This window comes from Sphaerisporangium sp. NPDC049003, assembly GCF_043197795.1.
Taxonomy (GTDB): Bacteria; Actinomycetota; Actinomycetes; order Streptosporangiales; family Streptosporangiaceae; genus Sphaerisporangium.
The window spans coordinates 224,280-249,090 of record NZ_JBICTU010000002.1; the positions used below are offsets into that span (position 1 = coordinate 224,280).

The following is a 24,811-nucleotide window of genomic DNA, read 5'->3' on the forward strand; positions in this document are numbered from 1 at the left end:
AAACCTACGCCCGCTCAGACCTCCACTACCACCGGAATAATCATGGGACGGCGACGGTAGGTGTCACTGACCCAGCGCCCGACGATGCGGCGCGTCAGCCGGCGCATCTGCTGGAGGTCGGCGACCCCGTCGGCCCCGGCCTCCTGAAGCGCCTTCTCGATCAGCGGGATGACCGCGTCGAACGCCTCGATCTCGATGCCGGAACCGCGCGCGTAGATCTCCGGGCCGCCGCTCACCTTGCCCGTCGTCGAGTCGACCACGACGACGACCGAGATGAACCCCTCGTCGCCGAGGATGCGCCGGTCCTTCAGGGCGACGTCGGTGACCGCGCCCACCGAGGAGCCGTCCACGTAGACGTAGCCGCACTGCACCGCGCCCACGATGCGCGCCCTGCCGTCGACCAGGTCGACCACCACGCCGTCCTCGGCGATGACGATGTGGTCGTCAGGCACGCCGGTCATCGCCGCGAGCTTGGCGTGGGCACGCATGTGGCGCCACTCGCCGTGCACCGGCATGAAGTTGGACGGCTTGGTGAGGTTCAGGACGTACAGCAGCTCGCCCGCGGCCGCGTGACCGGAGACGTGCACCAGGGCGTTGCCCTTGTGGATCACCCGGGCGCCCCAGCGGGTGAGCCCGTTGATGACCTTGTTGACGGCCGTCTCGTTGCCGGGCACCAGCGAGGACGCCAGCAGGACGGTGTCCCCCTCGGCGACGCGGATCGGGTGGTCGCGGTTGGCCATGCGGGACAGCGCCGCCATGGGCTCGCCCTGCGACCCCGTGCAGATCAGCACGACGTCCTCCGGCGGCCACTCCTCGATCTCCCGGGAGTCGACGAGGATCCCCGGCGGCACCCTGAGGTAGCCGAGGTCCCTGGCCACGCCCATGTTGCGGACCATCGAGCGCCCGATGAGCGCGACCTTGCGGCCGTTCTCCTCGGCGGCGTCGAAGATCTGCTGCACGCGGTGCACGTGCGAGGCGAAGCACGCCACGATGATCCGCTTGGTCGCGCTGCGGAAGACCTCGTCGATCACCGGGCTGATGGTGCGCTCGCTCGGGACGAAGCCGGGCACCTCGGAGTTGGTCGAGTCGGACATCAGCAGGTCGACGCCCTCGGAGCCGAGCCTGGCGAAGCCGCCGAGGTCGGTGAGGCGGCCGTCGAGCGGCAGCTGGTCCATCTTGAAGTCGCCGGTGTGCAGCACGATGCCGGCTTCGGTCCTGATGGCGACGGCCAGGGCGTCGGGAATGGAGTGGTTGACCGCGAAGAACTCGCACTCGAACGGCCCGAACCGCTGCCGCTGCCCCTCGGCCACCTCCACCTTGACCGGCTGGATGCGGTGCTCGGTGAGCTTGCTCTCGATCAGCCCCAGCGTCAGCCGCGACCCCACCAGAGGAATGCCGGCCCGCTCGCGCAGAAGGTACGGCACGGCGCCGATGTGGTCCTCGTGGGCGTGCGTCAGCACGACCGCCTCGATGTCGTCGAGCCGGTCCCTGATGTAGTCGAAGTCGGGCAGGATCAGGTCGACGCCCGGCTGGTCGGGCTCTGGGAACAGCACGCCGCAGTCGACGACCAGCAGGCGGCCGTCGAACTCGAAGACCGCCATGTTGCGACCGATCTCACCGAGCCCGCCCAGTGCGACGATGCGCAGGCCGTTCTCCGGCAGGACCGGAGGAGGTCCGAGCTCGGGATGCGGATGACTCATGCGTTACCCCCGTGTATGCCGGCCCGCCGCTCGTACACGGCTCCCTCGCCGAACCGTGCGGCGCGTCGCGGGCCGAGATCGCTGTGTCTCTCTCTCAAACTCTCTGTTCCTCCCCGCCACGCTCCGCGCGCGGCGACTCATTGGGATCGTTCTCCGCCGTTCACGTCGCACGGACGGCGGGCAAGCCAGACAATTCTCGCGCGCCTTACGCACGGCGCGCGGCACGTCAGTCGGACAACTTCACGCCGCCCGCGACCAGGTCCTCTCTCAGGACCGCGATCTGCTCGCGGGTGGCCTCCAGCAGGGGAAGGCGCACGGGGCCCACGGACCTGCCGAGCAGGGCGAGGGCCGCCTTGGCCATGATCGCACCCTGGGAGCGGGTCATGATGCCGGTGACCACCGGGAGCAGGCGCTGGTTGACCGCGCGCGCCTCCTCGACATGGCCCGACGTGTACATGTGGATCATGGTGGCGAGCTCGGCGCCGACCACGTGGCTCACCACGCTCACGAACCCGGCCGCGCCGACCGCGAGCCAGGGCAGGTTGACCGCGTCGTCCCCGGAGTAGAAGGCCAGGTCGGTGGAGGCCATCACCTGGGAGCCGGCGAACAGGTCGCCCTTGGCGTCCTTCACCGCCGCGATGCGCGGGTGGGCGGCCAGGCGCCGCAGCGTCTCGGTCTCGATCGCCGTGCCGGTGCGCGCGGGGATGTCGTACAGCATCACGGGGAGCCCGGTCGCGTCGGCCACCGCCGTGAAGTGGCGGTACAGGCCCTCCTGCGGAGGTTTGTTGTAGTAGGGCGTCACCACCAGCAGCCCGTGGGCGCCCGCGTTCTCCGCGGCCCTGGCGAGCTCGGCCGAGTGGCGGGTGTCGTTGGTGCCCGCTCCCGCCACCACGGTGGCCCTGTCGCCGACGGCCTCCACCACGGCCCGGAGGATCATGTCCTTCTCGGCGTCGGTGGTGGTGGGGGACTCACCCGTCGTGCCGCTCACGACGAGCCCGTCGTTCTGTTGCTCGTCCACGAGGTAGGTGGCCAGGCGCTGGACACCTTCGAGATCGACGGCACCGTCGGCCGTGAACGGCGTGACCATCGCGGTCAGCATGCGACCGAAGGGCGCGTCGGAGGTTCCTGTTGGCGATGCCATAGACCGAACGGTACCCGGATCCGAGGAGACGGTGGACCCCGCCACCCCGGTTCGCCGCCCGATGGGACGTAATTAGGGCATGTACCGCTAGCGCAGATGATAGCCGGATATGGATAGAGGCCGCCGATATGTGCTCGGGGGTACACACATCGACGACCTCTATCCATGCAATCGGAGCCGCTTACGGGGGCGTTACACGCTTCTGAGGAGAATTTTCCGATCGTTCGAGCGCACCCAGCCGACGGGGTTCCACAGGGCGGTTCCGCAGGAGGCGCGCCCGGCCGCCGGCGGCGCTTTCCCGCAGGTGGAAAGGCCGCGGCCCACGGGATCCGCGAGCCCTTCCGCACCCTTCGGCACAGGATGTGGTCACAGAATCGCGTTTGGTAAAGTTGGGACTCCAAGTGTCCATCATTACTCCCCGCTGTCCTTTGATTACGGCAAGATAGGGAAACGATCTCGAACGCCCCGAGGGATGGACGGATGACTGGTAACGACCCGGTGTACCTCCGTGTGGTCGAAGAGTTGCGGGCGCAGATAGTCGACGGCACCCTGCCGCCGGGCGCGCCCATTCCGTCTCGAGCGCAGCTCACCCAGCGCTTCAGAGTCGGCGAGACCGCCGCCAGGCACGCGCTGCGCGTCCTGGCCGCCGAAGGCCTGATCATCGGCAGGGTCGGCTCCGGGCACTACGTCCGCGAGAAGTCCGTGCTCTATCCCCTGCAGCGATGCCGCTACATCGACCACGACGCCCCGTTCGCCGCCGACATGCAGGCGGGCGGCCACCGCGCCACCTGGGACTGGCGCAGCGAGGCGATCAAGGCGGGGCGCGAGACCGCCCGGCGGCTGCGCGTCGAGGAGGGCGAGCCCGTCATCCGCACGCGCTACGTCTTCCGCGCCGAGGGCAAGCCCATGCAGCTCGCCACCTCCTACGAGCCGGCCGACCTCGGCAGGGCGCAGTCCTTCCCCGAGGAGGGCACCAACGGCCGCAAGAGCCTCGTGGCCCGCATGTCCGCCGTGGGCATCAAGATCACCGACATCCGCGAGAGCGTGCACACCCGGGTGCCCCAGCCGGCCGAGAGCGACCTGCTCGACCTGCCCACCGGAGTTCACGTCCTCCATGTCGAGCGCACCCACTGGTCGGGCGACCGTCCGGTGGAGACCAGCGACATCGTGGTCCCCGGCGACCGGTTCCGCCTCGTCTACTCCGTCCCGATCGGCGCCTGACCCTCCCGGGGCCCCCGCAACGCCCGCGTGCGCGGCCCTCACGTACGGGCGCGCTGGGTGGCGGCCACGCACACCAGCACCGCGAGCGCCGCGGCCACCGTGGCGACCTCCACCCGCTCCGCCAGCAGCAGCCAGGCCCATAGCAGCGTCAGAAGCGGCTGGAGCAGTTGCGTCTGACCGGCGCGGGCGATGCCTCCCATGGCCAGGCCCGCGTACCACGGGATGAACCCCAGGAAGGCCGACACCAGCGCGACGTAGGCGAACCCGGTCACCGCCTCGCCGGTCGGGCGCAGCGGCGTCGTCATGGCGAGGACCACGGTGACCGGCACGGCGACGGGCGCGGCGATCACCAGCGCGTACGAGATGACCCGCCACCCCGGCGTGTGCCGCGCGAGCCGCCCGCCCTCGGTGTACCCCACCGCGGCGCAGACCAGGGCCGCCGCCATCAGCAGGTCGGCCACGGCGAGGCGTCCGCCTCCCCTGCTGAGCGTGAAGATCGTGACCGAGACCGCGCCGCCCGCGCTCGCGACCCAGAACAGCGGCCGGGCCCGCTCGCCCGCCCGCAGGACCGCGCAGACGGCGGTGGCGGCCGGAAGCAGCCCGACGACGACGGCGGCGTGCGACACGCCGGCCCCCGAGTCCAGGGCGAGCCCGCTGAACAGCGCGAACCCGAAGACCACGGTGCCCGCGATGACCGCGTACGACTTCAGCTGGGAGCGCGGCGGCAGCAGCGGAGCGCCGGCCGTCACCAGGCACGCGCCCGCCACGAGCGCGGCCACCGCCGCCCTGCCGATCGCGACCAGGTACGGATCGAAGCCGCGCATCGCGAAGGCGGTGGCCGGGAAGGTGCCGGAGAAGGTCACGACCCCGAGCCCCGCCAGCAGCGTGCCCCGCCAGGGAGTGCCCGCCCGCCCCCCGCCCCTCAGCACGGCGGTCGCACCGCCCGGGGTCCCGGGGCCCGCACCCGCCCTCGTGCCGGCGGTCCCGCCGCCTGGAGCCCCGGTGCCGGGATCCGTCCTCGCGCCGGCCGTGGCGGTGACCGCTACTGCCGTGGGGACGATAGCGCTATTGTCTGGTCTCATGAATGACGATAGCAGTATCGTCCGCGTCGCCGCCCTCCTGCGGGAGGAGGCCGCGAGGCTCAGACCCGGCGACCGGCTGCCGTCCAGCCGCGAGCTGACGCGGCGCCACGGGGTGAGCCCGGTCACGGTGTCGCGGGCCATCGCCGCGCTCGCCGCCGAGGGCAGGGTGATCACGCGGCCGGGGAGCGGCGCCTTCGTCGCCTCCGTGCCCGCCGCCACCGCCGGCGACGCCCCCGACCTGTCGTGGCAGACGGTGTCCCTCGGCGACCGGTGGGTCGACGACGCGACCGTGAGCGGGCTGCTCACGCCGCCGCCCGAGGGGGTCATCCCGCTCACCGGGGGTTATCTCAACCCCGGGCTGCGGCCGTCCAAGGCCCTGTCGAGCGCCGCCACGCGCGCCGTGCGCCGTCCGGACGCCTGGGCGCTCCCGCCGCTGAACGGCCTGCCCGAGCTGCGGCGCTGGTTCGCGACCGAGGTCGGGGGCGGGGTCACCCAGGCGGACGTCCTGATCGTCAGCGGCGGCCAGTCGGCGCTGACCCACGCCTTCCGCGCCCTGGCGGCCCCAGGCGAGCCGATGCTGGTCGAGACCCCGACCTATCCAGGAGCGCTCTCCTCGGCCCGCGCGGCCGGGCTGCGCACGGTGGCCGTGCCGGTCGACCGCGAGGGGGTGCGGCCCGAGCTGCTGGCCGAGGCGTTCGCCGTCACGGGCGCCCGGGTGTTCTTCTGCCAGCCGACCCTGCACAACCCCACCGGGGCCGTGCTCTCGGCGGCGCGGCGCGAGCAGGTCCTCGCCATCGCCCGCGCGGCGGGCGCCTTCGTGATCGAGGACGACTACGCGCGCTACCTCACCACCGGGCCCGTGCCGCCGTCCCTGATCACCCTGGACACCCACGGCACGGTCGTCCACGTCAACTCGCTCAGCAAGGTCACCTCACCGAGCATGCGGGTGGCCGCGGTGATCGCGCGCGGACCGGCGGCGCGGCGGCTGCGGGCGGGGCAGGTCGTCGAGTCGTTCTTCGTCGCCCGTCCGCTGCAGGAGACCGCGCTGGAGTTCCTCGGCTCCCCCGCCTGGCGGCGGCACCGCGCGTCGGTGACGGCCGAGCTCATCGTGCGGCGCGAGGCGCTGGCCGCCGCCCTCGCCCGCCACCTTCCGTCCGCGCAGGTCCGGCTCGTCCCCGAGGGCGGCATGCACCTGTGGGTACGGCTCCCGCGCGAGGTGGACGAGACGGCCCTGGTCGAGAGCGCCCAGCGTGCGGGGGTCCTGGTGAGCCCCGGCACGATCTACCACTCCGCGGAGCCCCCCTCGCCCCACATCCGGGTGACGCACATCGCGGCGGCCCACGTCGCCGAGCTGACGGAGGGAGTGCGCCGCCTCGGCGCGGCCCTGGACACGCGGCTCACCGCCCGGAGCTGAGCCCTGTGGTCTCCCCACCTCGCCGGACGCCGATTCTGGAGACAACCCCCAACTGTCTTACAGTGGTGACATGGACGGGCCGGCGGAGCTGCTCCGCGACTTCGTGAACACCTACGACGTCGAAGGCGACACCGACGATCTGGCCTCCCCCGCCGAGCTCGCCGTCTGGCTGCGGGAACGCGGGCTGATCTCCGAGACCGACCGGGCCGTGGACGACGACTGGGCGCTCGCCATCGGCCTGCGCGAGGGGCTCCGTTCGGCGCTGCACCACGACCAGGGCCCGGGAGCCATGACGAGCGGCCTGGACGCGGCGCTGGCGGCGCTGCCGATGCGGGTCACGCTCGCGGGCGGCGCGCCCGCGTGCGAGCCCCTGAGCACCGGCGCCACGAGGGGCCTCGGGCTCCTGGCGGCGGCCGTCCTCGACGCGCACGCCCGGGGCGACTGGCCCCGCCTCAAGGTCTGCGCGGAAGGCGGCTGCCGGTGGGCGTTCATCGACTCGTCCAAGAATCGTTCGCGTTCGTGGTGTTCGATGCGTATCTGCGGCAATCGCACCAAGACCCGCGCCTACCGGGCCAGACGCCAGCAGGACGAGCCTCACACCTCCTGAGGGACGACCGCATGGAGTTCCAGCTCGGCGCCGCAGGGGCTCCGTGTCCTCGGGGCGGGCGAACCCCGATACGGTGTGGGCAGACGAAAGGGGGCCGGCCGACATGGCAGACGTGGGGGTACGCGCCGCGCGACGCGAGGACGTCCCAGCGGTGACGGCCACCCAGATCCGGGCCTGGAAGAGCGGATACCGCCATCTCCTGCCCGAGGGGCCTCTGGAGCAGATGACCGGCCCGTCGGCCGAGGAGCTGTGGAAGCGCCAGTGGGAGGAGGCCGTCACGACCCCGCCGACGCCGCGCCACCGCCTCCTGGTCGCCGTCGAGACCGAGGACGCCCTGAGCTCCCTGGCGAGCGGGCACGGCGAGCCGGGCGGCCAGCGGGTGGTCGGGATGGCCTCGCACGCCCCCGCCGAGGACCCCGACCTCGACCCCTCCACCACGGCCGAGCTGCTCACGATGCTCGTCGACCCCGAGCACGTCCGCCGGGGCCACGGCAGCCGCCTGCTCAACGCGACCGTCGACCACCTCCGCGACGACGGCTTCTCCACCGTGGTCACCTGGGTCTTCGCCGACGACGAGGCGATGGTGGGCTTCCTGACCTCCGCCGGGTGGGGCCCCGACGAGGCCGAGCGCATCCTCGACATGGGCCGCCCGATCCGCATGATCCGCCTCACGACCGACATCAGCTGACCTCCCGCCCCGGCCGGCCGCAGGAAGCCCGGCGCACGCCCCCGTCACAAGGCAGGGCGTGCCATGAAATAGCCTGCATACGCGAATTTCCCCGGGCCCGTGGAGCGAGCGCTCCCGCCGAGGACCCGATCTTCCGAAGAGGGGCGACGTTGGCGACACCCGCTCAGTGGCTCGCGGGGGCACGGCCCCGCACCCTTCCCGCGGCGGTGGTCCCCGTCGCCGTGGGCACGGGCGTGGCCGTCTCGTACGGCGGAGCGGTCTGGTGGCGAGCCCTCCTGGCCCTGTTCGTGGCGCTGATCCTCCAGGTGGGCGTCAACTACGCCAACGACTACAGCGACGGCGTGCGCGGCACCGACGAGGACCGCGTGGGCCCGCTCCGGCTCGTCGGCTCGCGGGTGGCCGCTCCCCGGTCGGTGCTGCTGGCCGCGCTCGGGTGCTTCCTCGCGGCGGCGGTCGCGGGGCTCGTGCTGGTCGTGGTGACCGGGGCCTGGTGGCTGCTGATCGTCGGCGCGCTGGCGATCGCCGCCGCCTGGTTCTACACCGGAGGCTCCCGCCCGTACGGCTACCGCGCGCTCGGCGAGATCTCGGTGTTCGTCTTCTTCGGCCTGGTGGCCGTGGCCGGCACGACGTACGTGCAGCTGGAAAGCCTCCCTTGGGCCGCCGTGGCGGCGGCGGTGCCGGTCGGGCTGCTGGCCTGCGCGCTGCTCGTCGTGAACAACCTGCGCGACATCACGACCGACGGCCCGGCGGGCAAGCGCACGCTCGCCGTCGTGCTCGGCGACACCCGCACCCGCGTGCTCTACAGCACCTGCCTGCTGCTGCCGTTCGCCGTCGCGCTGGCCCTGGCGTTCGTACGGCCGTTCACCCTGCTGACCGTGCTCGCGCTGCCGCTCGCCCTCGGCCCGGTCAGGGCCGTGCAGGGCGGGGGGATCGGACGCTCCCTGATCACCACACTCCAGCAGACCGGTCGTCTCCAGCTCGCTTTCGGCCTGCTCTTCACGATCGGCCTGGCACTCTGAAAGATCGGCCTGCGCCCTGAAGGATCGGCCTGCGTCCTGAATGCCTCTGCCCGCCCGTAAGGCTTGACGTCGCACCAAGGCCCTTCCACGGCCGTGGAAGGGCCCTCCAGAGCCCATCCCGCCCCGCGGAGAAGGGCTCAGAGGTCGAGAAGGTTCTCCAGGCCGACGGTGAGGCCCGGGAGGTCGCGTACGCGGCGGACCCCGAGGAGCACGCCGGGGGTGAACGACGAGCGGTTCATCGTGTCGTGGCGGATCGTGAGGATCTCGCCGTCACCGCCCAGCAGCACCTCCTGGTGGGCGATCAGGCCCGCCAGGCGCACCCCGTGGACCCGCACGCCGTCGACGTCGGCCCCTCGGGCGCCGTCGAGCTCGGAGGTCGTGGCGTCCGGCATGGCGCCGAGGCCCGCCTTGCGCCGCGCCTCGGCCACCAGCTCGGCCGTACGCCGGGCCGTGCCCGAGGGGGCGTCGGCCTTGCCCGGATGGTGGAGCTCGACGATCTCGACGGACTCGAAGTAGCGCGCGGCCTGCTGGGCGAAGTGCATCATCAGTACGGCGGCGATGCCGAAGTTGGGGGCGATCAAAGCGTTCACGCCCGGGTGCGCGGCGAGCAGGCTCCGCACGGTCGCGAGGCGGCTCGCGTCGAACCCGGTGGTGCCCACCACGGGGTGGACGCCGTGCTCGACGCACCACTTCAGGTTGTCCATGACCACGTCGGGATGGGTGAAGTCGACCACCACCTCGGCGGGGGTCAGCGACTCGATGGGATCGCCGGCGTCGACCGCCGCCACCAGTTCCATGTCGTCCGCCGCGTGGACGGCCTTGCAGACTTCGACACCGACGCGCCCGCGGGCGCCCAGAACTCCAACCCTGATCACGACGCCCAAGCGTAGCGCGAACAACAGGCCCGGGCCCCTCGCGGGGACCCGGGCCTGGTGACGTCACGGCCGTCAGCCGACGAAGGCGCTGAAGTCCTTGTCGCCGTACGGCCCGATGACGGCCAGCGTCATCGGCTGGGAAAGGATCTCCCTGGCCACGGAGTCGACCTCCTCGGGGGTGACGGCGTCGATGCGCGCCAGCACCTCGTCGACCGGCATCAGCGTGTCGTACACCAGCTCGCTCTTGCCGATGCGCGACATGCGGGAGCCGGTGTCCTCCAGACCGAGCACGAGGCCGCCGCGCATCTGGCCCTTGCCGCGCCCGATCTCGTCCTCGGTGATGCTCTCGGCGACGACCCGGGTGATCTCCTCGCGGCAGATCTTCAGCACCTCGTCGACCTTGGCGGGAAGGCATCCCACGTAGATCCCGAACTGGCCGGTGTCGGCGTACTGGGCCGTGAAGCTGTACGCCGAGTAGGCCAGGCCGCGCTTCTCCCGGATCTCCTGGAAGAGCCGGGACGACATGCCCCCGCCCAGGGCGGCGTTGAGCACGCCCAGGGCGAAGCGCCGGTCGTCCGTACGCGAGAACGCGGTCGTGCCGAGGACCAGGTTGGCCTGCTCGGTCGGCCGGTCGACCACGCGCACGCCGGAGCGCGGCGAGGCGCCCTCGCCGGTCAGGCGCGGCGGGACCGGAGTGCCGGTGCCGCCGAGCGCGCCCGCCCGCTGGTAGGCCGTGGCCACCAGCTCCACCACCCGCTCGTGGGTGACGTTGCCGCACACCGACACGACGGTGTGCGGGGGCTGGTAGTAGCTCTGGTAGTACTCGGCGATGCGGTCGCGCGTCAGCTCGTTGATCGACTCGACCGACCCGAGGATGGGCCGCCCGATCGGGGTGTCGCCGTACAGCTCCGCCGAGAACTGCTCGTGCACGACGTCCGACGGGTCGTCGTCGTGCATGGCGATCTCCTCCAGGATCACGCCGCGCTCGGACTCGACGTCCTCGGCGGTGATCAGGGAGGAGGTCACGACGTCGGCCAGCACGTCGATGGCCAGCGGCAGATCCTCGTCGAGCACCCGCGCGTAGTAGCAGGTGTACTCCTTGGCGGTGAACGCGTTGATCTCGCCGCCGATGCCCTCGATCGCCGCGGAGATCTCCAGGGCGTCGCGGGTGGGAGTGCCCTTGAACAGCAGGTGTTCGAGGAAGTGGGTGGCCCCCGTGTGCTCGGAGGCCTCGTCACGCGACCCGATGCCGACCCACATGCCGACCGCGACGGAACGTACGGTCGGCATGGTCTCGGTCACCACCCGGAGACCACCGGGAAGGACGGTGCGCTGCACGACCCCGGCACCGTCCCTGCCGGGGTGCAGAGTGGTGGTCGTCACGAGTTGCGGTCGTCCCGGCCGCCGCGGGTGCGCGACCGGCGCGGCCGGTCGCCGCCCCGCTCGCCGCGGTCGCCGCGCTCGTCACGCGGCTCGGAGTCGGCCTGGCTCGGGACCTCCTCGGTGGAGCCGCCCTCGGCCTTGGCCGCGGCCTCCTTCTCGATGACCTCGACGGGGACCAGGGAGAGCTTGCCGCGCGAGTCGATCTCGGCGATCTCCACCTGGATCTTGTCGCCGACGTTCATGACGTCCTCGACGTTCTCGATGCGCTTGCCGCCGTGCAGCTTGCGGATCTGGGAGACGTGCAGCAGGCCGTCCTTGCCGGGCAGCAGGCTGACGAACGCGCCGAAGGCCGCGATCTTGACGACCGTGCCCAGGTAGCGCTCGCCGATCTCCGGCATGTGCGGGTTCGCGATCGAGTTGATCGTGGTCCGCGCGGCCTCGGCCGACGGGCCGTCGGTCGCGCCGATGTAGATCGTGCCGTCGTCCTCGATCGTGATCTCGGCGCCGGTGTCGTCCTGGATCTGGTTGATCATCTTGCCCTTCGGGCCGATGACCTCGCCGATCTTGTCGACCGGGACCTTGATCGTGATGATGCGCGGCGCGGTCGGGTTCATCTCCGCAGGGGAGTCGATCGCCTCCTGCATCACGTCGAGGATCGCGAGACGGGCCGCCTTGGCCTGCTTGAGCGCGCCCGCCAGGACCGACGCCGGGATGCCGTCGAGCTTGGTGTCGAGCTGCAGCGCCGTGATGACGTCACGGGTGCCGGCGACCTTGAAGTCCATGTCGCCCATGGCGTCCTCGGCACCGAGGATGTCGGTCAGCGTGACGAACTGGCCGTCCTCGCCGATGAGACCCATCGCGATGCCCGCGACCATCTCCTTGAGCGGGACACCCGCGTCGAGGAGCGCCATGGTCGAGGCGCAGACCGAGCCCATGCTGGTCGAGCCGTTGGACCCGAGCGCCTCCGACACCTGGCGGATGGCGTACGGGAACTCCTCGCGGCTCGGGAGCACCGGCACGAGCGCCCGCTCGGCGAGCGCGCCGTGGCCGATCTCGCGGCGCTTGGGCGAGCCCACGCGGCCGGTCTCACCGGTGGAGTACGGCGGGAAGTTGTAGTTGTGCATGTAGCGCTTGGTGCGCTCGGGGTTGAGCGTGTCGATCATCTGCTCCATGCGGAGCATGTTCAGCGTGGTGATGCCCAGGATCTGGGTCTCTCCACGCTCGAACAGGGCCGACCCGTGGACCCTCGGGACCACCTGGACCTCGGCGCTGAGCTGCCGGATGTCCTTGGTCCCCCGGCCGTCGATGCGGACGCCCTCGTTGATCACGCGCTCGCGCATGAGCTTCTTGGTGAGCGAGCGGAAGGCCGCGGAGATCTCCTTCTCGCGACCCTCGAAGTCGGGGCCGAGCTTCTCCAGGGCGAGTGCCTTCACCCGGTCGAGCTCGGTCTCGCGCTCCTTCTTGCCGGCGATCGTCAGCGCGGAGGCCAGCTCGCTGCGCACCGCGCCCACGACGGCCTCGTAGGCGTCCTCCTGGTAGTCGAGGAAGACGGGGAACTGCGCGGTCTCCTTGGCGGCGACCTGAGCGATCTTGTTCTGCGCCTCGACGAGCACCTTGATGAACGGCTTCGCCGCCTCCAGGCCCTCGGCCACGGTCTCCTCGGTGGGAGCGACCGCGCCCTCGCCGACGAGCTTGAGCGTGTCGCGGGTGGACTCGGCCTCGACCATCATGATCGCGACGTCGCCGTCCTCCAGGACCCGGCCGGCCACGACCATGTCGAAGGTCGCGCCCTCCAGCTCCGAGTGGGTCGGGAACGCCACCCACTGGCCGCTGATCAGTGCGACGCGGACGCCGCCGATCGGGCCGGAGAAGGGCAGGCCGGCCAGCTGCGTCGACAGGCTCGCGGCGTTGATGGCCACGACGTCGTACAGGTGGTCGGGGTTGAGCGCCATGATCGTCGCCACGACCTGGACCTCGTTGCGCAGGCCCTTGACGAAGGACGGGCGCAGCGGGCGGTCGATCAGGCGGCAGGTGAGGATGGCGTCCTCGGACGGCCGGCCCTCACGGCGGAAGAACGAACCGGGGATCCGGCCCGCGGCGTACATCCGCTCCTCGACATCCACGGTGAGCGGGAAGAAGTCCAGGCTCTCCTTGGGATGCTTGGACGCGGTGGTGGCGGACAAGACCATCGTGTCGTCGTCCAGGTAGACGACGGAGCTTCCCGCCGCCTGACGCGCGAGCCGCCCGGTCTCGAACCGGATGGTACGCGTTCCGAATGAGCCGTTGTCGATCACGGCTTCCGTGCTGTGGACACCCTCCACGGGGGACCTCCTTGGGTCGTCGCCCGCGTCCGTGCTGTGCTCGCACTCGCTCAGGCACGCGCCGGCCGACCGGTATCGTCGCGGTCGGCTCGCTCGTGCCTGGCTCCGTTATGCCGGCTCCCCGTCATGTGCAGCGCCGGTCTTCGATCGAAGCACCCGGGCTGTACGGCGTGATCGCCGTCGACATCCGGAAGCCACTACCGAGGACCGGCCCGCAGGCGTCACGGGAACGCGCGTTTGTGCTGTGCGGACGCGGGGCACTTTCTCGGCTCTTCAGTTGTCGTGCTAGAGGCAAGTTTGCTCAGAAGCGGCCTCGCGCCGCGTCGCGACGCGCCGACCGGATTTCTCCATATCAGGGATGCCTTTGCCCTGATATGAGAGAGGGAGCGGCACGATGCCGCTCCCCTCCACACTATCGGCGCAGACCGAGCCGCTCGATCAGGGTGCGGTAGCGCGCGATGTCCTTGCTGGCGAGGTACTTCAGCAGGCGGCGGCGACGGCCGACCAGCAGCAGCAGCCCACGGCGGCTGTGGTGGTCGTGCTTGTGGGTCTTGAGGTGCTCGGTGAGCTCGCTGATGCGCTTGCTCAGCAGCGCGATCTGCACCTCGGGGGACCCGGTGTCACCGTCTCCGGTTCCGTACTCGCTGATGATCGTCTTCTTGGCGGCGGTGTCGAGCGACACGGCTCTCCTTCAACTGTCTACGGGCACACGTCAGATGATTGCTTACGAACGACCGTGTATGCCTACAGTCGCCGTAACCGGTCGACGGGCAGCGCGCAGCGCGCCGAAACCGAGCCGACACGTCAGGCTACCATCGCCCTGGCATCACCGTGGACAGCCCCGTGAACGGCCCCATGGACGGCGCCGTGCGCCTCGCCCCCGCGCGGCCACCAGGCGATCGGCCGGTTCAGGCCCTCGCGACCGGCCGCCGCCGATCAGCCGCCGATCAGGCGGCGGGCCTCGTCGACGTCGCGGTGCATCTGCTCGATCAGCGCGTCGACGGAGTCGAACTTCAGCGTGTCGCGGAGCCGCACGGCGAAGTCGACGACGACGTGGGCACCGTAGAGATCGAGATCGTCGCGGTCGAGGGCGTAGGCCTCGACCGTGCGCTCGACCCCCTCGAACGTCGGGTTGGTGCCGATGGAGATCGCCGCCGGCCACCGCTTCCCCTCGTACGGCGAGGGGGACTGCGTGCACTCAAGCCAGCCCGCGTAGACGCCGTCGGCCGGGATCGCGGTGAACGCGGGGGACTCGATGTTGGCCGTGGGGAAGCCGAGCAGCGCCCGGCCACGCTGGTGCCCGCGGACGACAACGCCCTCGACGCGGTGGGGACGCCCGAGCGCCTCGGCCGCCGCCGCTACGTCACCCGCCGCCAGGCTCTCTCTGACCAGGCTGGAGGAGATCGCCTCGCCACTGCTGACCAGGGGGACCGCCTCCGCCACGAAGTCGTACTTCTCACCGAGCTGGCGGAGCGTCTCGACGTCGCCCGCCGCCTTGTGGCCGAAGCGGAAGTTCTCCCCGACCACCACGCCCGCGGCGTGCAGCCGGTCGACGAGGACCGCCTGGACGAACTCGTCGGGGGTCATGCGGGAGAAGTCCAGCGTGAACGGCAGGACGCACACCGCGTCAACGCCGAGCGCGCCCAGCAGCTCGGTGCGGTGCCGCGCCGTGGTGAGCCGGGGCGGGTGGCTCCCGGGCCTCACCACCTCGTCGGGGTGGGGGTCGAAGGTGATCACTACAGAGGGAAGTCCCAGGCCGGCCGCCATGGCGACGGCACGTTCGACCATGCGCTGATGGCCTTGGTGCACACCGTCGAACACCCCGATCGTGATGACAGACCTGCCCCAGTCTCCGGGCACGTCGTCGAGTCCGTGCCAGCCCTGCACCTCGACCTCGCTCCTGTGCTGATGGTCACGCTCACCCAAGCCTGCCATGCGGATCGGATTTCACCGCACGGGGACGAGGGTAGCCCAGCGGCACGGGGCGCCGGGCGACGCCCCTGCCACTCCCCCGCCCGGCCGGTGCCCGCATACCGGTGGACTCATGCGAGCTCCCCGAAGCGCGCTTCGCCCGGACGGCGGCGGCGCTTCCCCACCCTATCGCCGCCCCCGCCGAGCCCCGATCTCCGATCTCCGGACGGGCGACCCCCGTACGGCCGCGCGCGCCGCCCGGCCGTACGGGCGGTCACATCGACGCCTTGAGCCCCGAGCCGCAGAGCGGGGCCACGACGGTGCCCTCCCCGAAAGGGGAGCCGCCCGTGCGCAGCCGGCGCACCGCGGCGTACGCGACGGCGCCCGTCGGCTCGACCCAGAGCCCCCGTGCGGCCAGGGCGGCGTGCGCCGCGCCGATCTCGTCGTCCGACACGGTGACGACCGCCCCGCCGGTCTCCCGGACGATCTCCAGCATGCGGGCGCCCCGCGCGGGCGCGGCGATGTTGATGCCCTCGGCCACGGTCTTCCCCGGAGCGACCGGCCCGACGTCGTCGCTCCCGGCGGCGAACGCGGCGGCCACGGGCGCGCACTGCTCCGCCTGCACGGCCACGATGCGCGGGAGACGGTCGACGAGCCCGGCGGCGCGCAGCCCGGCGAACCCGAGGTGGGCGCCGAGGACGAGCGTGCCGTTGCCCGCGGGCAGGACCAGCGTGGCGGGAGCGGTCCCGCCGAGCTGCTCGAAGATCTCCAGGGCGTAGGTCTTGGTGCCTTCGTAGAAGTAGGGGTTGTAGACGTGGCTGGCGTAGAAGGCACCGGTCGCCTCCACCCGCTCGGCCGCCGCCCTGGCCGTGTCCTCGCGCGACCCCTCGACCACCGTGACCGTGGCTCCGTGCCCCCGGATCTGCAGGAGCTTCTTCTCGCTGGTGCCCGACGGCACGAAGATCTCGGCGGCCACGCCCGCGCGGGCCGCGTACGCCGCGACGGCCGTGCCCGCGTTGCCGCTGCTGTCGGCGACCAGCCGGGTGGCGCCGAGTACCCGGGCGAGGGCCACGAGCACGACCGCGCCCCTGTCCTTGAACGAGCCCGTGGGCGAGACGTACTCCAGCTTGAGCCGCACCCCCTCCTCGCCGTGCAGGGATGCCTCGATCAGCGGGGTCATGCCCTCGCCCAGGCTGAGACGGCGGCCCGGCACGGGGATGGCGTCCTCGTAGCGCCACAGGGAATGGTCGCCGGGCCGGGGGCTCCAGCTCAGCGCGGTGGGAGCGAGATCGAGCGTCCCTCCGCAGTCGCACCTCCACCGCTCGGCCGTGGGGGCGTGGGAACGCCCGCAGGAGCACTCGTAGCGCGGGAGGTCAGGCATCATCGCGGGCCTTTCAGGTGACGCGCCGGCACGTCGAGGGAGACCGCACGGCCACGATCAAGAGACGCCCGGTGCTCCGTTTGACGGGAACACCCCATCTTCGCCTGCTCCCGCACCCCGCTCGCAGGCCCGGCCCCCGACGCACCCACTCTCAGACCCGACCCCTGACGCACCCCACTCTCAGACCCGACCCCTGACGCACCCCACTCTCAGACCCGGCCCCTGACGCACGCCGCTGTCAAGCCCAGCCCCTGACGCACCCCCCGACCCCTGAACGCGCGCCGCTCTCAGGCCCGGCCGCGGATGAGATACGCGAGGACCTCCCCGGCGATACCCCCGGGCAGGTCCCCGGAGAGTGGCCTCGCGGCCAGCGCGCCCGCGATGTCCGCCTCCGGTACGCCCTCCGCGGCGAGGCAGGACGCGGCCTGACTTTCCGGCAACGCGTTGAACCAGCGCAGGCCGGCACGGATCCGGGCGGAGGGCTCGACCGCGCCGACCAGCCGGACCCGGGAGATGCCCCCGTCGGGGAACGCGTCGATCCGCACGGCGGTCACCGCCTCGCCGGGCTCGCGCAGGGTGAACACGTGCCGGGTGTCGGGCCGTATCCTCGTGCGCGGCAGCACCGGGAACCACGGCGGCGAGCCCGGCTCGGAGGGCGGAGCGCCGTCCCCGAGCCCACCGTCCCCGAGCCCGCCGTCCCCGAGCCCCCGGTCGCCGAGCCCGCCGTCGCCGAGCCCGAGCGTGCCGTCCCTGAGCCCACCGTCCCCGGGGGCGCGGCCGTACAGCGCGACCTCGGCGGAGGCGTTGTACTTGAAGTGGCTGGTGTCGATCTCCACCTGCCGCAGCCGCCCCGTCGCGGCGAGCCTGATCACCGCGAAGTCGTGACCGTCGTCCCTGCGGCGGCCGGTCTCCCAGCCCTCCCCCATGGTGCGCGCCCGGTCCGGGCGGTTGAGCAGCTCGGCAGAGGTGTAGAAGGCGTCGCTGCTGCCCACCACTAGGCCGCCCTGGTCCTGGCCCGCCAGGTCGAAGGTCAGGCCGTCCCAGTGCCTCGGATCGGGCACGACCTCGCCGTGAACGCGCAGCCGTGCCACTCCCCCGTCCGGATGGATCGACAGCCTGACATGGGTGAACCGGCGGGGATCGGACACGGCGAACACGTTGTGCCCGTCCCCCTTCAGGGGGCTGCGGGGCACGATCTCGATCCATCCCGCGTCCGGGGACGTGAGCTCGTCCACCCCGGGGTATCCCTCCATCCCGCAGGCCTCCACGTGGCAGTACGGGGGGTAGTTGCCGGTGAAGAAGCTGGTGTCCACGTCGACACCGGTGATCACGCCGGGCGCGCCGAGCCTGATGATCGCCCAGTCGTGGCCGGGCTCCCCGCGCCGCCGCCGGGTCTCCCACCCGTCGACGATCTCCCCCCGGTGGTCGTAGCGACCAGGCACGAAGTCCGCGGCGGCCGGGACCAGCAGGTTCTCCTTGAAGCCGAACGACTCGTCGCTGGCGGCGACCACGCCGGCGCCGAGCCATCGGGACGCCAGGTCGACGCCGGCCATGCCCGCCGGGTCGGCTGGGGTCGCGGGATCTTCGGGGTTCATCGGGCCTCCATGCCGAGGTGCCGGGAAAGGGGCCATCCGGTGATGGCCTTGGGGTCCGGCGGTGCGTACGTACAGACCTTGCTGGTGCGCAGGCCGAGTCCGACCAAGGCCTCGGCCAGGCGCACGCCGGCGGCGACGCCGTCGACCACGGGCACGCCGAGCCGCGCGGTGATCGCCTCGTCCAGCCCGGCCATGCCGCCGCAGCCGAGGCAGATCACCTCGGCGTGGTCGTCGCGCACGGCGCGCTCGGCCTCGGCCACGATCGCCTCCATGGCGGCGGTGGGGTCGCGGTCGACGTCCAGGGTGGACAGCCCGCAGGAGCGGACCGAGGCGCACCGGTCGGCGAGGCCCGCGAGCCTCAGCCGGTCCTCGATCGCGCCGACCGAGCGCTGGAGCGTGGTCACCACCGAGTAGCTGCGGCCGATCAGTTGCGCCACGTGGGCCGAGCATTCGGCGATGTCCAGGACGGGGACCTCGACGATCTCCTGCACGCCTTCGCGCCCGTGCTCGCCGAACCCGGCCATCACCACGGCGTCGTACGGCTCGCCGATGGTCATGATCCGGTCCATGACCGCGACCGCCGAAAGGTAGCTCTCCATCGCGCAGTCGATCGCCTCCGCGCCGTACAGCGGCCGCACGGCATGGATCTCGGTGCCCGGCGAGGCCGCCCGCCGCGCCGTCTCGGCGATGGAGGCGGTCATGGACTCCGAGGTGTTGGGGTTGACGACCAGGATCTTCATGAGGCGCCCTCCAGGCGGTGCGCCGTACGGGCCAGCAGCCGTCCGGCGGGATGGAGCGGGTCGATGTCGCGCCCGCGCAGCCAGGTGCGGCGCACCGTCCCGTACAGACGCCGGCCGGTGTACGGGCCGACCGGCTGGCGGTGGCGCAGATCCTCCACACGCACGGTGAATCCCTCGTCGGGGGCGAAGACGCACAGGTCGGCGTCGTATCCGGGGGCGATCATGCCCTTGGCGGCGAGGCCCGCGAGGCGTGCGGGGCGCTCGCTCATCCACCGGACGACCTCGGCCAGGGAGATCCCGCGACGACGGGCTTCGGTCCACACGACCGGCAGCGCGAGCTGTAGCGAGGAGATGCCGCCCCAGGCGGCGCCGAAGTCGCCGGTGTCGCGGTGCTTGAGCTCGGCCGCGCAGGGCGAGTGGTCGGAGACCACCATGTCGAGGGTGCCCCGGACCAGCCCCGACCACAGGGGCTCGCGGTTGGCGGCCTCACGGATCGGCGGGCAGCACGCGAACTCCGTGGCGCCGTCGGAGATCTCCTCGGCGCACAGCGAGAGGTAGTGGGGGCAGGTCTCGGCGGTGATCCGCACGCCGTCGCGGCGGGCGGCCGCGATCAGCGGCAGCGCCTCGGCGCCGGACAGGTGCACGATGTGGGCGCGGGCCCCGGTCAGCCTGGCCGCGCCGATCACCGCCGCGACGGCGGCCCGCTCCACGCGGGCGGGACGCGAGGCGAGGAAGTCCCGGTAGCGCCGCCCGGCCGGCGGCGGGCAGCTCGCCAGCTCGGCCTCGCTCTCGGCGTGTACGAGCAGCACGGCGTCGAGCTCGCGCAGTGCCCGCATCGCCGTGACCAGTCCGTCCTCCGACAGCGGGGGGAAGTCCGGGGCGCCGGAGTCGGCCAGGAAGCACTTGAAGCCGAGGACCCCGGCCCGGTGCAGCGCGGCCAGCTCTCCGGTGCCGCCGGGGATCGCCCCGCCCCAGAAGCCGACGTCGACGTGGCACCGCCCCAAGGCGGCGGCGCGCTTGGCCGCGAGCGCCGCGACGTCGACGGTGGCCGGGACGCTGTCCACCGGCATGTCGACGAGCGTCGTGATCCCGCCCGCCGCCGCGGCGCGGGTGGCGCTGGCGAACCCCTCCCACTCGGTGTGGCCCGGCTCGTTGATGTGGACGTGCGAGTCGACCAGGCCGGGCAGCAGCACCGCGTCCGGCCCCAGCTCGACCACCTCGGCGGCGCCGGGGAAGGCCGTGCCGTGGGGCGCGACGGCGGCGACGCGGCCGCCGCGCACCGAGACCGTGGCCGGGGCCTCGCGGCGGCCGGTGACGGCCCGGCGGGCGTGGATCACCAGGTCCGGCGGCGCTTCCACGCTCAGCCCCGGGGACGGGGGACGGTGGCCTGCGCGAGGGTCCGCTCCAGCAGGGTCAGGGCCTCGCCGACGTCCTCGGCCACGGGCGCGAGCCCCAGGTCGTCCGCGCCGACGACCAGTTCGGCCGCGAACGCCTCCCGCAGCCGCCGCCAGCGGGCGCCGAGCAGCACCAGCCGGGCCGCGCCCGGCTCTGTCTGCAGGGCGGACCAGACCACGGCGGCCTCGCCGAGCGTGCCCACCCCGCCGGGGAGGGCCACCACCGCGTCGGCGGCGAGCAGGTGGCGCAGCCGTCCGGCGTAGTCGTCCGCCCAGCGGAGCTCGGTGCACCACGGGCTCGGGGTGAGCCCGGTCCAGCCCCTCATGGGCAGCCCGACCACCGCCGCCCCGGCCTCGCGCGCGCCCCGGGCGGCGGCCCCCATCAGCCCGCCGTACCCGCCGGTCATCACCCGCCAGCCCCGGCCGCCGAGCGCCGCGCCGAGGGCGAAGGCCTGGTGCCAGGCGGGGTCGGGGGCCTCCAGCCGCGCCGATCCGACGATCGCCACGGTGGGAGCCCCCGGCGCCTCATCCGGCGACGAGCTGGTACCCACGGATCCCCTTCTTGGTGGACAGGCTGATCAGGGCTCCGCGCAGCACGCCCTCGGAGTACTCGCTTCCCGGGTTGATCGAGCGGGAGCGGCCGATGCCGGCCTCGCCCCGGGACTCGTGGATGTGCCCGTGCAGGCCGAGCAGCGGCTGGTAGGTGGTCATCGCGTCGCGTACGGCCTGCGAGCCGACCCCGGTGATCACCGGGCTTCCCGACTTCAGCACCGGGCGGAACTCGGCGTCCAGGGCCATGGCCTGGTCGATCGGGGTGTCCTTGGGCGGCACGTGCAGGTTGAAGATGGCCTTGGAGGTGTCGGGGACCTTGGCCGCCTCGCGGTTGATGCGCTCGGCGAGCTGGTCCTCGGGCAGCTCCCGTGGGGAGTCCCACGGGGTGGGGTTGGAGTAGCCGACCGAGATCATCGTGAAGCCGCCGGGCAGTTCGACCAGCCGCCCCTCGGGGTTGATCAGCATGTCGGAGGAGCCGAGCACGTCGTCGACGAACAGCGGGTCGTCGTTGCCCGGCGCGAGCAGGCACATGATGCCGGTGCCCGCCAGCCGCTCCTCCGCCAGCGACATCCACGCCGACAGCGTCTGGTGCATGTGCTTGCGGAAGGTCTCCTCGACCAGCTCCGGGCGCTCGCGGAACTCGGCGATCTCGTCGGGGGTGGTGTCGTAGGCGTAGAACCCGGCGTCCGCGATGAGCTTGCGCAGCGCGGGCAGCTCCTCGGCCCCGACCTCCCGGTCACGGCCGAACAGGTGGGAGCGGTACCGCCCGCCCGTGCCCTCGACGATGGGCACCAGCATCTTGCCGGTGATGTCCCCACCCATGATCAGCACGTCGGCCCCGTAGAACCTGCCGGCGTTGATGAACTTGCGGAAGCAACGGTCCGAACCGTGGATGTCGGTGGCAAAGAAGATCTTGACGTCACGACTGCGCATCGATCGGCCCTCCAATCTCGTCGGGGAGGTCGTACCAGGGCACGCGGCGGCCCACCGCGTTGCGCGCCCGCCACTTCAGCGACTTCGGGGCGGCGGCGAGCACCTCGCCGAGCCCGCGCGCCCGGTCGCCGACCGCCTCCGCCTCGGCCGGGGCGAGCAGCTCGGCGGCGAGGGCGGGAAGCCGGGCGAGGTTGTCGGTGAAGGTCGTGTACCAGCCCCAGTCCGTGCTCGTGATCCTCACGAGCCGGTCGGAGCTGATGTGGTCGATCCCGGTCCCCCGCGCGTCCGGCGCCGCGACCTCGTGGGTGAGCAGGATCGTCAGCGCGTCCGTCAGGTCCTTGCGGTTGACCTCCACCACCTGCAGCTTGGTGAGCAGCAGGTCGGCGGGCGAGAGCGTCTCCGGGTGCAGGGAGAGCCGGTCGGCGAGGTCCATGCTGTGGCACATCTGGAACCCGCCCACGAACACGTCGAGCTTGCGGTCGTTGGGCTCGTCGGCGAACAGCATCCGCCGGTCGCCGCGCATGTTGTTGAACCGCACGTTGGGGACGTAGCCGAGCTCGGTCATGGCCGACCTGAACGCCCTGCCCTCCTTGGGGAGGATCACCAGGTCGATGTCGCCGTACTCCCGGCCCAGCGTGGCGGGCACGTCGCGGTGCCGGTGCCGCGCGACGGCGAGGCCGCCGATGAGCCGTACGGTGAGGCCGCGCCCGGCGAACGCGGAGGTGAGCCGGGTGGCCTCGGCCTCGATGTCGGCGAGGGGGACGGGAGCGCTCATGCCGGTTCTCCGATCACGACACGGTGGATCGTGTCGTAGTGCTCGGTCTTCGCCGCCTCGCTCGGGAAGTTGTAGCTCTTCTTGCCCAGCGCCTCGGCGAGGTGGAAGCCGATCAGGCTCAGCGGGAGCGCCGCCAGCAGCGGCGAGAACTCCTCGGGTACTCCGGGGGCCAGCGGCAGGTGCAGCGCGGGCCGCTCTGGGGCGAGGTCGCTGACGACGATCGGGAAGGCCCCGATGAAGTCGAGCTCGCTCAGGATCTCCGCCGCCCGGTCGGCTCCGGCTCCCGAGGGGGCGACCATGACCACCGGGGTTCCGGCCGAGCTCACGAAGTACTCCTCGTGAGCCCATTCCTCGATGTTGGTGCTCACCCCGACGACCTGCGGGCCCTCGAACAGCTTGGCCGCGCCGAACTTCGCCGACGACTCGTTGGGCCCCGCCCCGAGGAAGGTGATCCAGCCGTGCCCGGCGAGCGACCGCGCCGCCTCGTCCGCCGGGCCGGCGTTGGCCCGCAGGGTCCGCTCGGCCAGCGCGGGTACGGCCGTGAGCGCGGCGCGCGCGGCGGAGGTGTCCCGGCCGCGGGCCCGCGCCCAGCGCAGGGCCAGGTCGTCCAGGGTGGCGACCATGCCGAGGTAGGTGCTGGTGCCGGGCGAGAAGCCGAGGGTCGGCACCCCGATGGGCAGCACCAGCTCGGCCGCCTCGGCCAGCGCTCCGCTCTGGTTGTTGGTCAGCGCGATGGCCAGGTGCCCGAACCTGCGAGCCTGCACCACCGCCTCGGTGGTGCGCCCCACCCTGCCGGAGAACGACACGCACACGACGGCGCTCCGCTCCGGCAGGTAGCGCACCTGGTAGCGGGCGAAGTCCAGGGCGTGCACGGCCCGAGCGGAGATCCCGGTGTGCCGCTGGAACGCCAGCGCCGTGGCCAGCCCGGCGAAGTAGGAGTCGCCGCAGCCGACCATGAACAGATGCTCGATGCCGCGTTCGGCCAGGATCCGCGCGATGCGCTCCACGTGGCCGTCGGGGTCGTCCAGGTGCTGGGCGATCACGTCCGGGATCATGGCGATCTCCCGGCGCATCACGTCGATGTCGTACGCGGGCTCCTCGGCGGACGCGGCGGACGCCCCCGGCGCGGGCGGGGCGACGTCCCCGGTGGGCAGGGCCGCGAACCGCCGCCGGGCGGTCTCCGGGTCGAGACCGGCGAGGGCCAGCGAGCCGAACTCCCCGATCGCCCACGCCGCGCTGGCCGCGCCGCGCCGTACGGCCTCCGGCAACGGCAGGCCGGCGGCCAGCGCGGCGGCCAGCGCACCGCAGAAGGTGTCCCCGGCACCGGTGGTGTCGACGGCGTTCGCCGGGTAGGCCCCGACCCGCTCGGGCGCCGCCATGCCCTCCGCGTCGATCAGGGCGCCCTCGGCCCCGAGTTTCACCACCACCGCCGGGACGCCGCGCCGCCGGAGCAGCGCCGCCGCCCGGGGCGGGTCGTCGTAACCGGCCAGCGCGGCCAGTTCCTCCCTGCTGGGGACGAACACGTCGGCCCGCGTGGCCAGCCGCAGGACGGCCTCGGGATCGCCGGCCCAGTCCTCGTGGGTGTCCAGCGTGATCAGCGCGCCTGGGGCACGGCTCCTGATGTGGTCGACCAGTTCGGCCGCCGCGGGCAGGGGCATGGCCGCGATGTGGACCACGGGCGCCGGGTCGTCCCCGAGCCACCCGTCCGGGAGGTCCTCCGGCCGCACCGCGACCTCGCGTGATCGTTCCCTCGGGGTCCGGTACAGCCAGTGCCGCCGCCCGTCGTCCTCGTAGACCACCCAGTTGCGGACCGTGGGACCTTCGACGGTCCGCACCCCGGTGGTGTCCACCTCCAGCCGGTCGAGCGTGTCGAGGATCCCGGCGGGGAGGTCGTCGCCACGCCTGGTGACGATCCCGGCCGCCGGGTTCCACAGCCGCGCCGCCAGCACCGCGTACACGGCGTTGCCACCGGGGCTGGCCATACGCACCGTGCCGTCGGACCGTACGACGTCGTCGATGGTCAGGTTGCCGATGACGAGCACGCGCCGCGGGTTCGCGGTACTGGTCGGACGCATCTGT

Annotated in this window: 21 protein-coding genes; 5 read left to right on the top strand and 16 right to left on the bottom strand. The window is 72.4% G+C overall.

What is annotated here, in order from left to right:
• Positions 1–14 precede the first annotated feature (14 nt).
• A complete protein-coding gene (locus ACGFIV_RS02940; RefSeq protein WP_358549836.1) occupies positions 15–1,700 on the bottom strand; it encodes a ribonuclease J in 1,686 nt (561 codons plus the stop codon).
• 226 nt (positions 1,701–1,926) lie between these two features.
• Complete coding sequence (gene dapA, locus ACGFIV_RS02945) at positions 1,927–2,841, bottom strand: 4-hydroxy-tetrahydrodipicolinate synthase (protein ID WP_358549838.1); 915 nt, start codon at positions 2,839–2,841, stop codon at positions 1,927–1,929.
• A 480-nt stretch (positions 2,842–3,321) separates the two neighbouring features.
• Here dapA and ACGFIV_RS02950 point away from each other — a divergent pair, with 480 nt between their 5' ends.
• Entirely contained in the window at positions 3,322–4,062 is a 741-nt protein-coding gene (locus ACGFIV_RS02950; RefSeq protein ID WP_358549840.1) for a GntR family transcriptional regulator, read from the top strand.
• 38 nt (positions 4,063–4,100) lie between these two features.
• On the opposite strand, the gene ACGFIV_RS02955 is transcribed toward ACGFIV_RS02950, so the two are convergent.
• Complete coding sequence (locus tag ACGFIV_RS02955) at positions 4,101–5,144, bottom strand: DMT family transporter (RefSeq protein ID WP_392831400.1); 1,044 nt, start codon at positions 5,142–5,144, stop codon at positions 4,101–4,103.
• Between ACGFIV_RS02955 and ACGFIV_RS02960 the strand changes: the two genes are divergently transcribed.
• The 4 genes from ACGFIV_RS02960 (at position 5,143) to ACGFIV_RS02975 (ending at position 8,872) form a co-directional block, all read left to right on the top strand.
• Positions 5,143–6,558, top strand: coding sequence for a PLP-dependent aminotransferase family protein (locus ACGFIV_RS02960; protein WP_392831402.1), 1,416 nt, complete (start codon positions 5,143–5,145; stop codon positions 6,556–6,558). The two genes, ACGFIV_RS02955 and ACGFIV_RS02960, sit on opposite strands and share 2 nt — an antisense overlap.
• A gap of 70 nt (positions 6,559–6,628) precedes the next feature.
• The gene (locus tag ACGFIV_RS02965; RefSeq protein ID WP_392831405.1) at positions 6,629–7,165 is read left to right on the top strand and encodes a CGNR zinc finger domain-containing protein; all 537 of its coding nucleotides are present in this window, start codon (positions 6,629–6,631) and stop codon (positions 7,163–7,165) included.
• A gap of 103 nt (positions 7,166–7,268) precedes the next feature.
• Entirely contained in the window at positions 7,269–7,853 is a 585-nt protein-coding gene (locus ACGFIV_RS02970) for a GNAT family N-acetyltransferase (RefSeq protein WP_358549848.1), read from the top strand.
• Positions 7,854–8,002: 149 nt separating this feature from the next.
• A complete protein-coding gene (locus ACGFIV_RS02975) occupies positions 8,003–8,872 on the top strand; it encodes a 1,4-dihydroxy-2-naphthoate polyprenyltransferase (RefSeq protein WP_358549850.1) in 870 nt (289 codons plus the stop codon).
• 137 nt (positions 8,873–9,009) lie between these two features.
• On the opposite strand, the gene dapB is transcribed toward ACGFIV_RS02975, so the two are convergent.
• The 13 genes from dapB to ACGFIV_RS03040 all read right to left on the bottom strand — a co-directional run bounded on the left by dapB (position 9,010) and on the right by ACGFIV_RS03040 (position 24,807).
• On the bottom strand, positions 9,010–9,747 hold the full coding sequence (gene dapB / locus ACGFIV_RS02980) for a 4-hydroxy-tetrahydrodipicolinate reductase (RefSeq protein ID WP_358549852.1): 738 nt from the start codon (positions 9,745–9,747) through the stop codon (positions 9,010–9,012).
• A gap of 72 nt (positions 9,748–9,819) precedes the next feature.
• Complete coding sequence (locus tag ACGFIV_RS02985; protein ID WP_392831410.1) at positions 9,820–11,130, bottom strand: M16 family metallopeptidase; 1,311 nt, start codon at positions 11,128–11,130, stop codon at positions 9,820–9,822.
• Positions 11,127–13,451: a polyribonucleotide nucleotidyltransferase gene (locus tag ACGFIV_RS02990; RefSeq protein WP_358549856.1), complete on the bottom strand. Its 2,325-nt coding sequence runs from the start codon at positions 13,449–13,451 to the stop codon at positions 11,127–11,129. Before ACGFIV_RS02990 ends, ACGFIV_RS02985 begins: the two co-directional genes overlap by 4 nt.
• Before the next feature lie 412 nt (positions 13,452–13,863).
• The gene (rpsO, locus tag ACGFIV_RS02995; RefSeq protein WP_358549860.1) at positions 13,864–14,133 is read right to left on the bottom strand and encodes a 30S ribosomal protein S15; all 270 of its coding nucleotides are present in this window, start codon (positions 14,131–14,133) and stop codon (positions 13,864–13,866) included.
• Positions 14,134–14,387: 254 nt separating this feature from the next.
• Positions 14,388–15,338, bottom strand: a complete 951-nt coding sequence (locus ACGFIV_RS03000) for a bifunctional riboflavin kinase/FAD synthetase (protein ID WP_358549890.1) — start codon at positions 15,336–15,338, stop codon at positions 14,388–14,390.
• 298 nt (positions 15,339–15,636) lie between these two features.
• Positions 15,637–16,743 (bottom strand): pyridoxal-phosphate dependent enzyme, encoded by a 1,107-nt coding sequence (locus ACGFIV_RS03005; RefSeq protein WP_392831414.1) that lies wholly within the window; start codon positions 16,741–16,743, stop codon positions 15,637–15,639.
• A 287-nt stretch (positions 16,744–17,030) separates the two neighbouring features.
• The gene (gene alc, locus ACGFIV_RS03010) at positions 17,031–18,338 is read right to left on the bottom strand and encodes an allantoicase (protein WP_392831416.1); all 1,308 of its coding nucleotides are present in this window, start codon (positions 18,336–18,338) and stop codon (positions 17,031–17,033) included.
• Complete coding sequence (locus ACGFIV_RS03015) at positions 18,335–19,078, bottom strand: aspartate/glutamate racemase family protein (protein ID WP_392831419.1); 744 nt, start codon at positions 19,076–19,078, stop codon at positions 18,335–18,337. Before ACGFIV_RS03015 ends, alc begins: the two co-directional genes overlap by 4 nt.
• The gene (gene allB / locus ACGFIV_RS03020; RefSeq protein WP_392831601.1) at positions 19,075–20,442 is read right to left on the bottom strand and encodes an allantoinase AllB; all 1,368 of its coding nucleotides are present in this window, start codon (positions 20,440–20,442) and stop codon (positions 19,075–19,077) included. Before allB ends, ACGFIV_RS03015 begins: the two co-directional genes overlap by 4 nt.
• Entirely contained in the window at positions 20,439–21,023 is a 585-nt protein-coding gene (locus ACGFIV_RS03025) for an LOG family protein (RefSeq protein ID WP_358549870.1), read from the bottom strand. Before ACGFIV_RS03025 ends, allB begins: the two co-directional genes overlap by 4 nt.
• Entirely contained in the window at positions 20,998–21,957 is a 960-nt protein-coding gene (locus ACGFIV_RS03030) for a hypothetical protein (protein WP_392831422.1), read from the bottom strand. The genes ACGFIV_RS03025 and ACGFIV_RS03030 overlap by 26 nt, the downstream gene beginning before the upstream one ends.
• Positions 21,944–22,732 carry a hypothetical protein gene (locus ACGFIV_RS03035; protein ID WP_392831424.1) on the bottom strand — a complete coding sequence of 263 codons (789 nt, stop codon included), beginning with the start codon at positions 22,730–22,732 and terminating at the stop codon, positions 21,944–21,946. Before ACGFIV_RS03035 ends, ACGFIV_RS03030 begins: the two co-directional genes overlap by 14 nt.
• Positions 22,729–24,807: a PfkB family carbohydrate kinase gene (locus ACGFIV_RS03040; RefSeq protein WP_392831427.1), complete on the bottom strand. Its 2,079-nt coding sequence runs from the start codon at positions 24,805–24,807 to the stop codon at positions 22,729–22,731. The genes ACGFIV_RS03035 and ACGFIV_RS03040 overlap by 4 nt, the downstream gene beginning before the upstream one ends.
• Between the last annotated feature and the right edge of the window lie 4 nt (positions 24,808–24,811).

Coding starts and splice junctions, on each gene's coding strand:
- ACGFIV_RS02940 (WP_358549836.1), bottom strand. CDS start 1,700: ATGAGTCATCCGCATCCCGAGCTCGGACCTCCTCCGGTCCTGCCGGAG.
- dapA (WP_358549838.1), bottom strand. CDS start 2,841: ATGGCATCGCCAACAGGAACCTCCGACGCGCCCTTCGGTCGCATGCTG.
- ACGFIV_RS02950 (WP_358549840.1), top strand. CDS start 3,322: ATGACTGGTAACGACCCGGTGTACCTCCGTGTGGTCGAAGAGTTGCGG.
- ACGFIV_RS02960 (WP_392831402.1), top strand. CDS start 5,143: ATGAATGACGATAGCAGTATCGTCCGCGTCGCCGCCCTCCTGCGGGAG.
- ACGFIV_RS02955 (WP_392831400.1), bottom strand. CDS start 5,144: ATGAGACCAGACAATAGCGCTATCGTCCCCACGGCAGTAGCGGTCACC.
- ACGFIV_RS02965 (WP_392831405.1), top strand. CDS start 6,629: ATGGACGGGCCGGCGGAGCTGCTCCGCGACTTCGTGAACACCTACGAC.
- ACGFIV_RS02970 (WP_358549848.1), top strand. CDS start 7,269: ATGGCAGACGTGGGGGTACGCGCCGCGCGACGCGAGGACGTCCCAGCG.
- ACGFIV_RS03005 (WP_392831414.1), bottom strand. CDS start 16,743: ATGCCTGACCTCCCGCGCTACGAGTGCTCCTGCGGGCGTTCCCACGCC.
- alc (WP_392831416.1), bottom strand. CDS start 18,338: ATGAACCCCGAAGATCCCGCGACCCCAGCCGACCCGGCGGGCATGGCC.
- ACGFIV_RS03015 (WP_392831419.1), bottom strand. CDS start 19,078: ATGAAGATCCTGGTCGTCAACCCCAACACCTCGGAGTCCATGACCGCC.
- ACGFIV_RS03030 (WP_392831422.1), bottom strand. CDS start 21,957: ATGCGCAGTCGTGACGTCAAGATCTTCTTTGCCACCGACATCCACGGT.
- ACGFIV_RS03035 (WP_392831424.1), bottom strand. CDS start 22,732: ATGAGCGCTCCCGTCCCCCTCGCCGACATCGAGGCCGAGGCCACCCGG.
- ACGFIV_RS03040 (WP_392831427.1), bottom strand. CDS start 24,807: ATGCGTCCGACCAGTACCGCGAACCCGCGGCGCGTGCTCGTCATCGGC.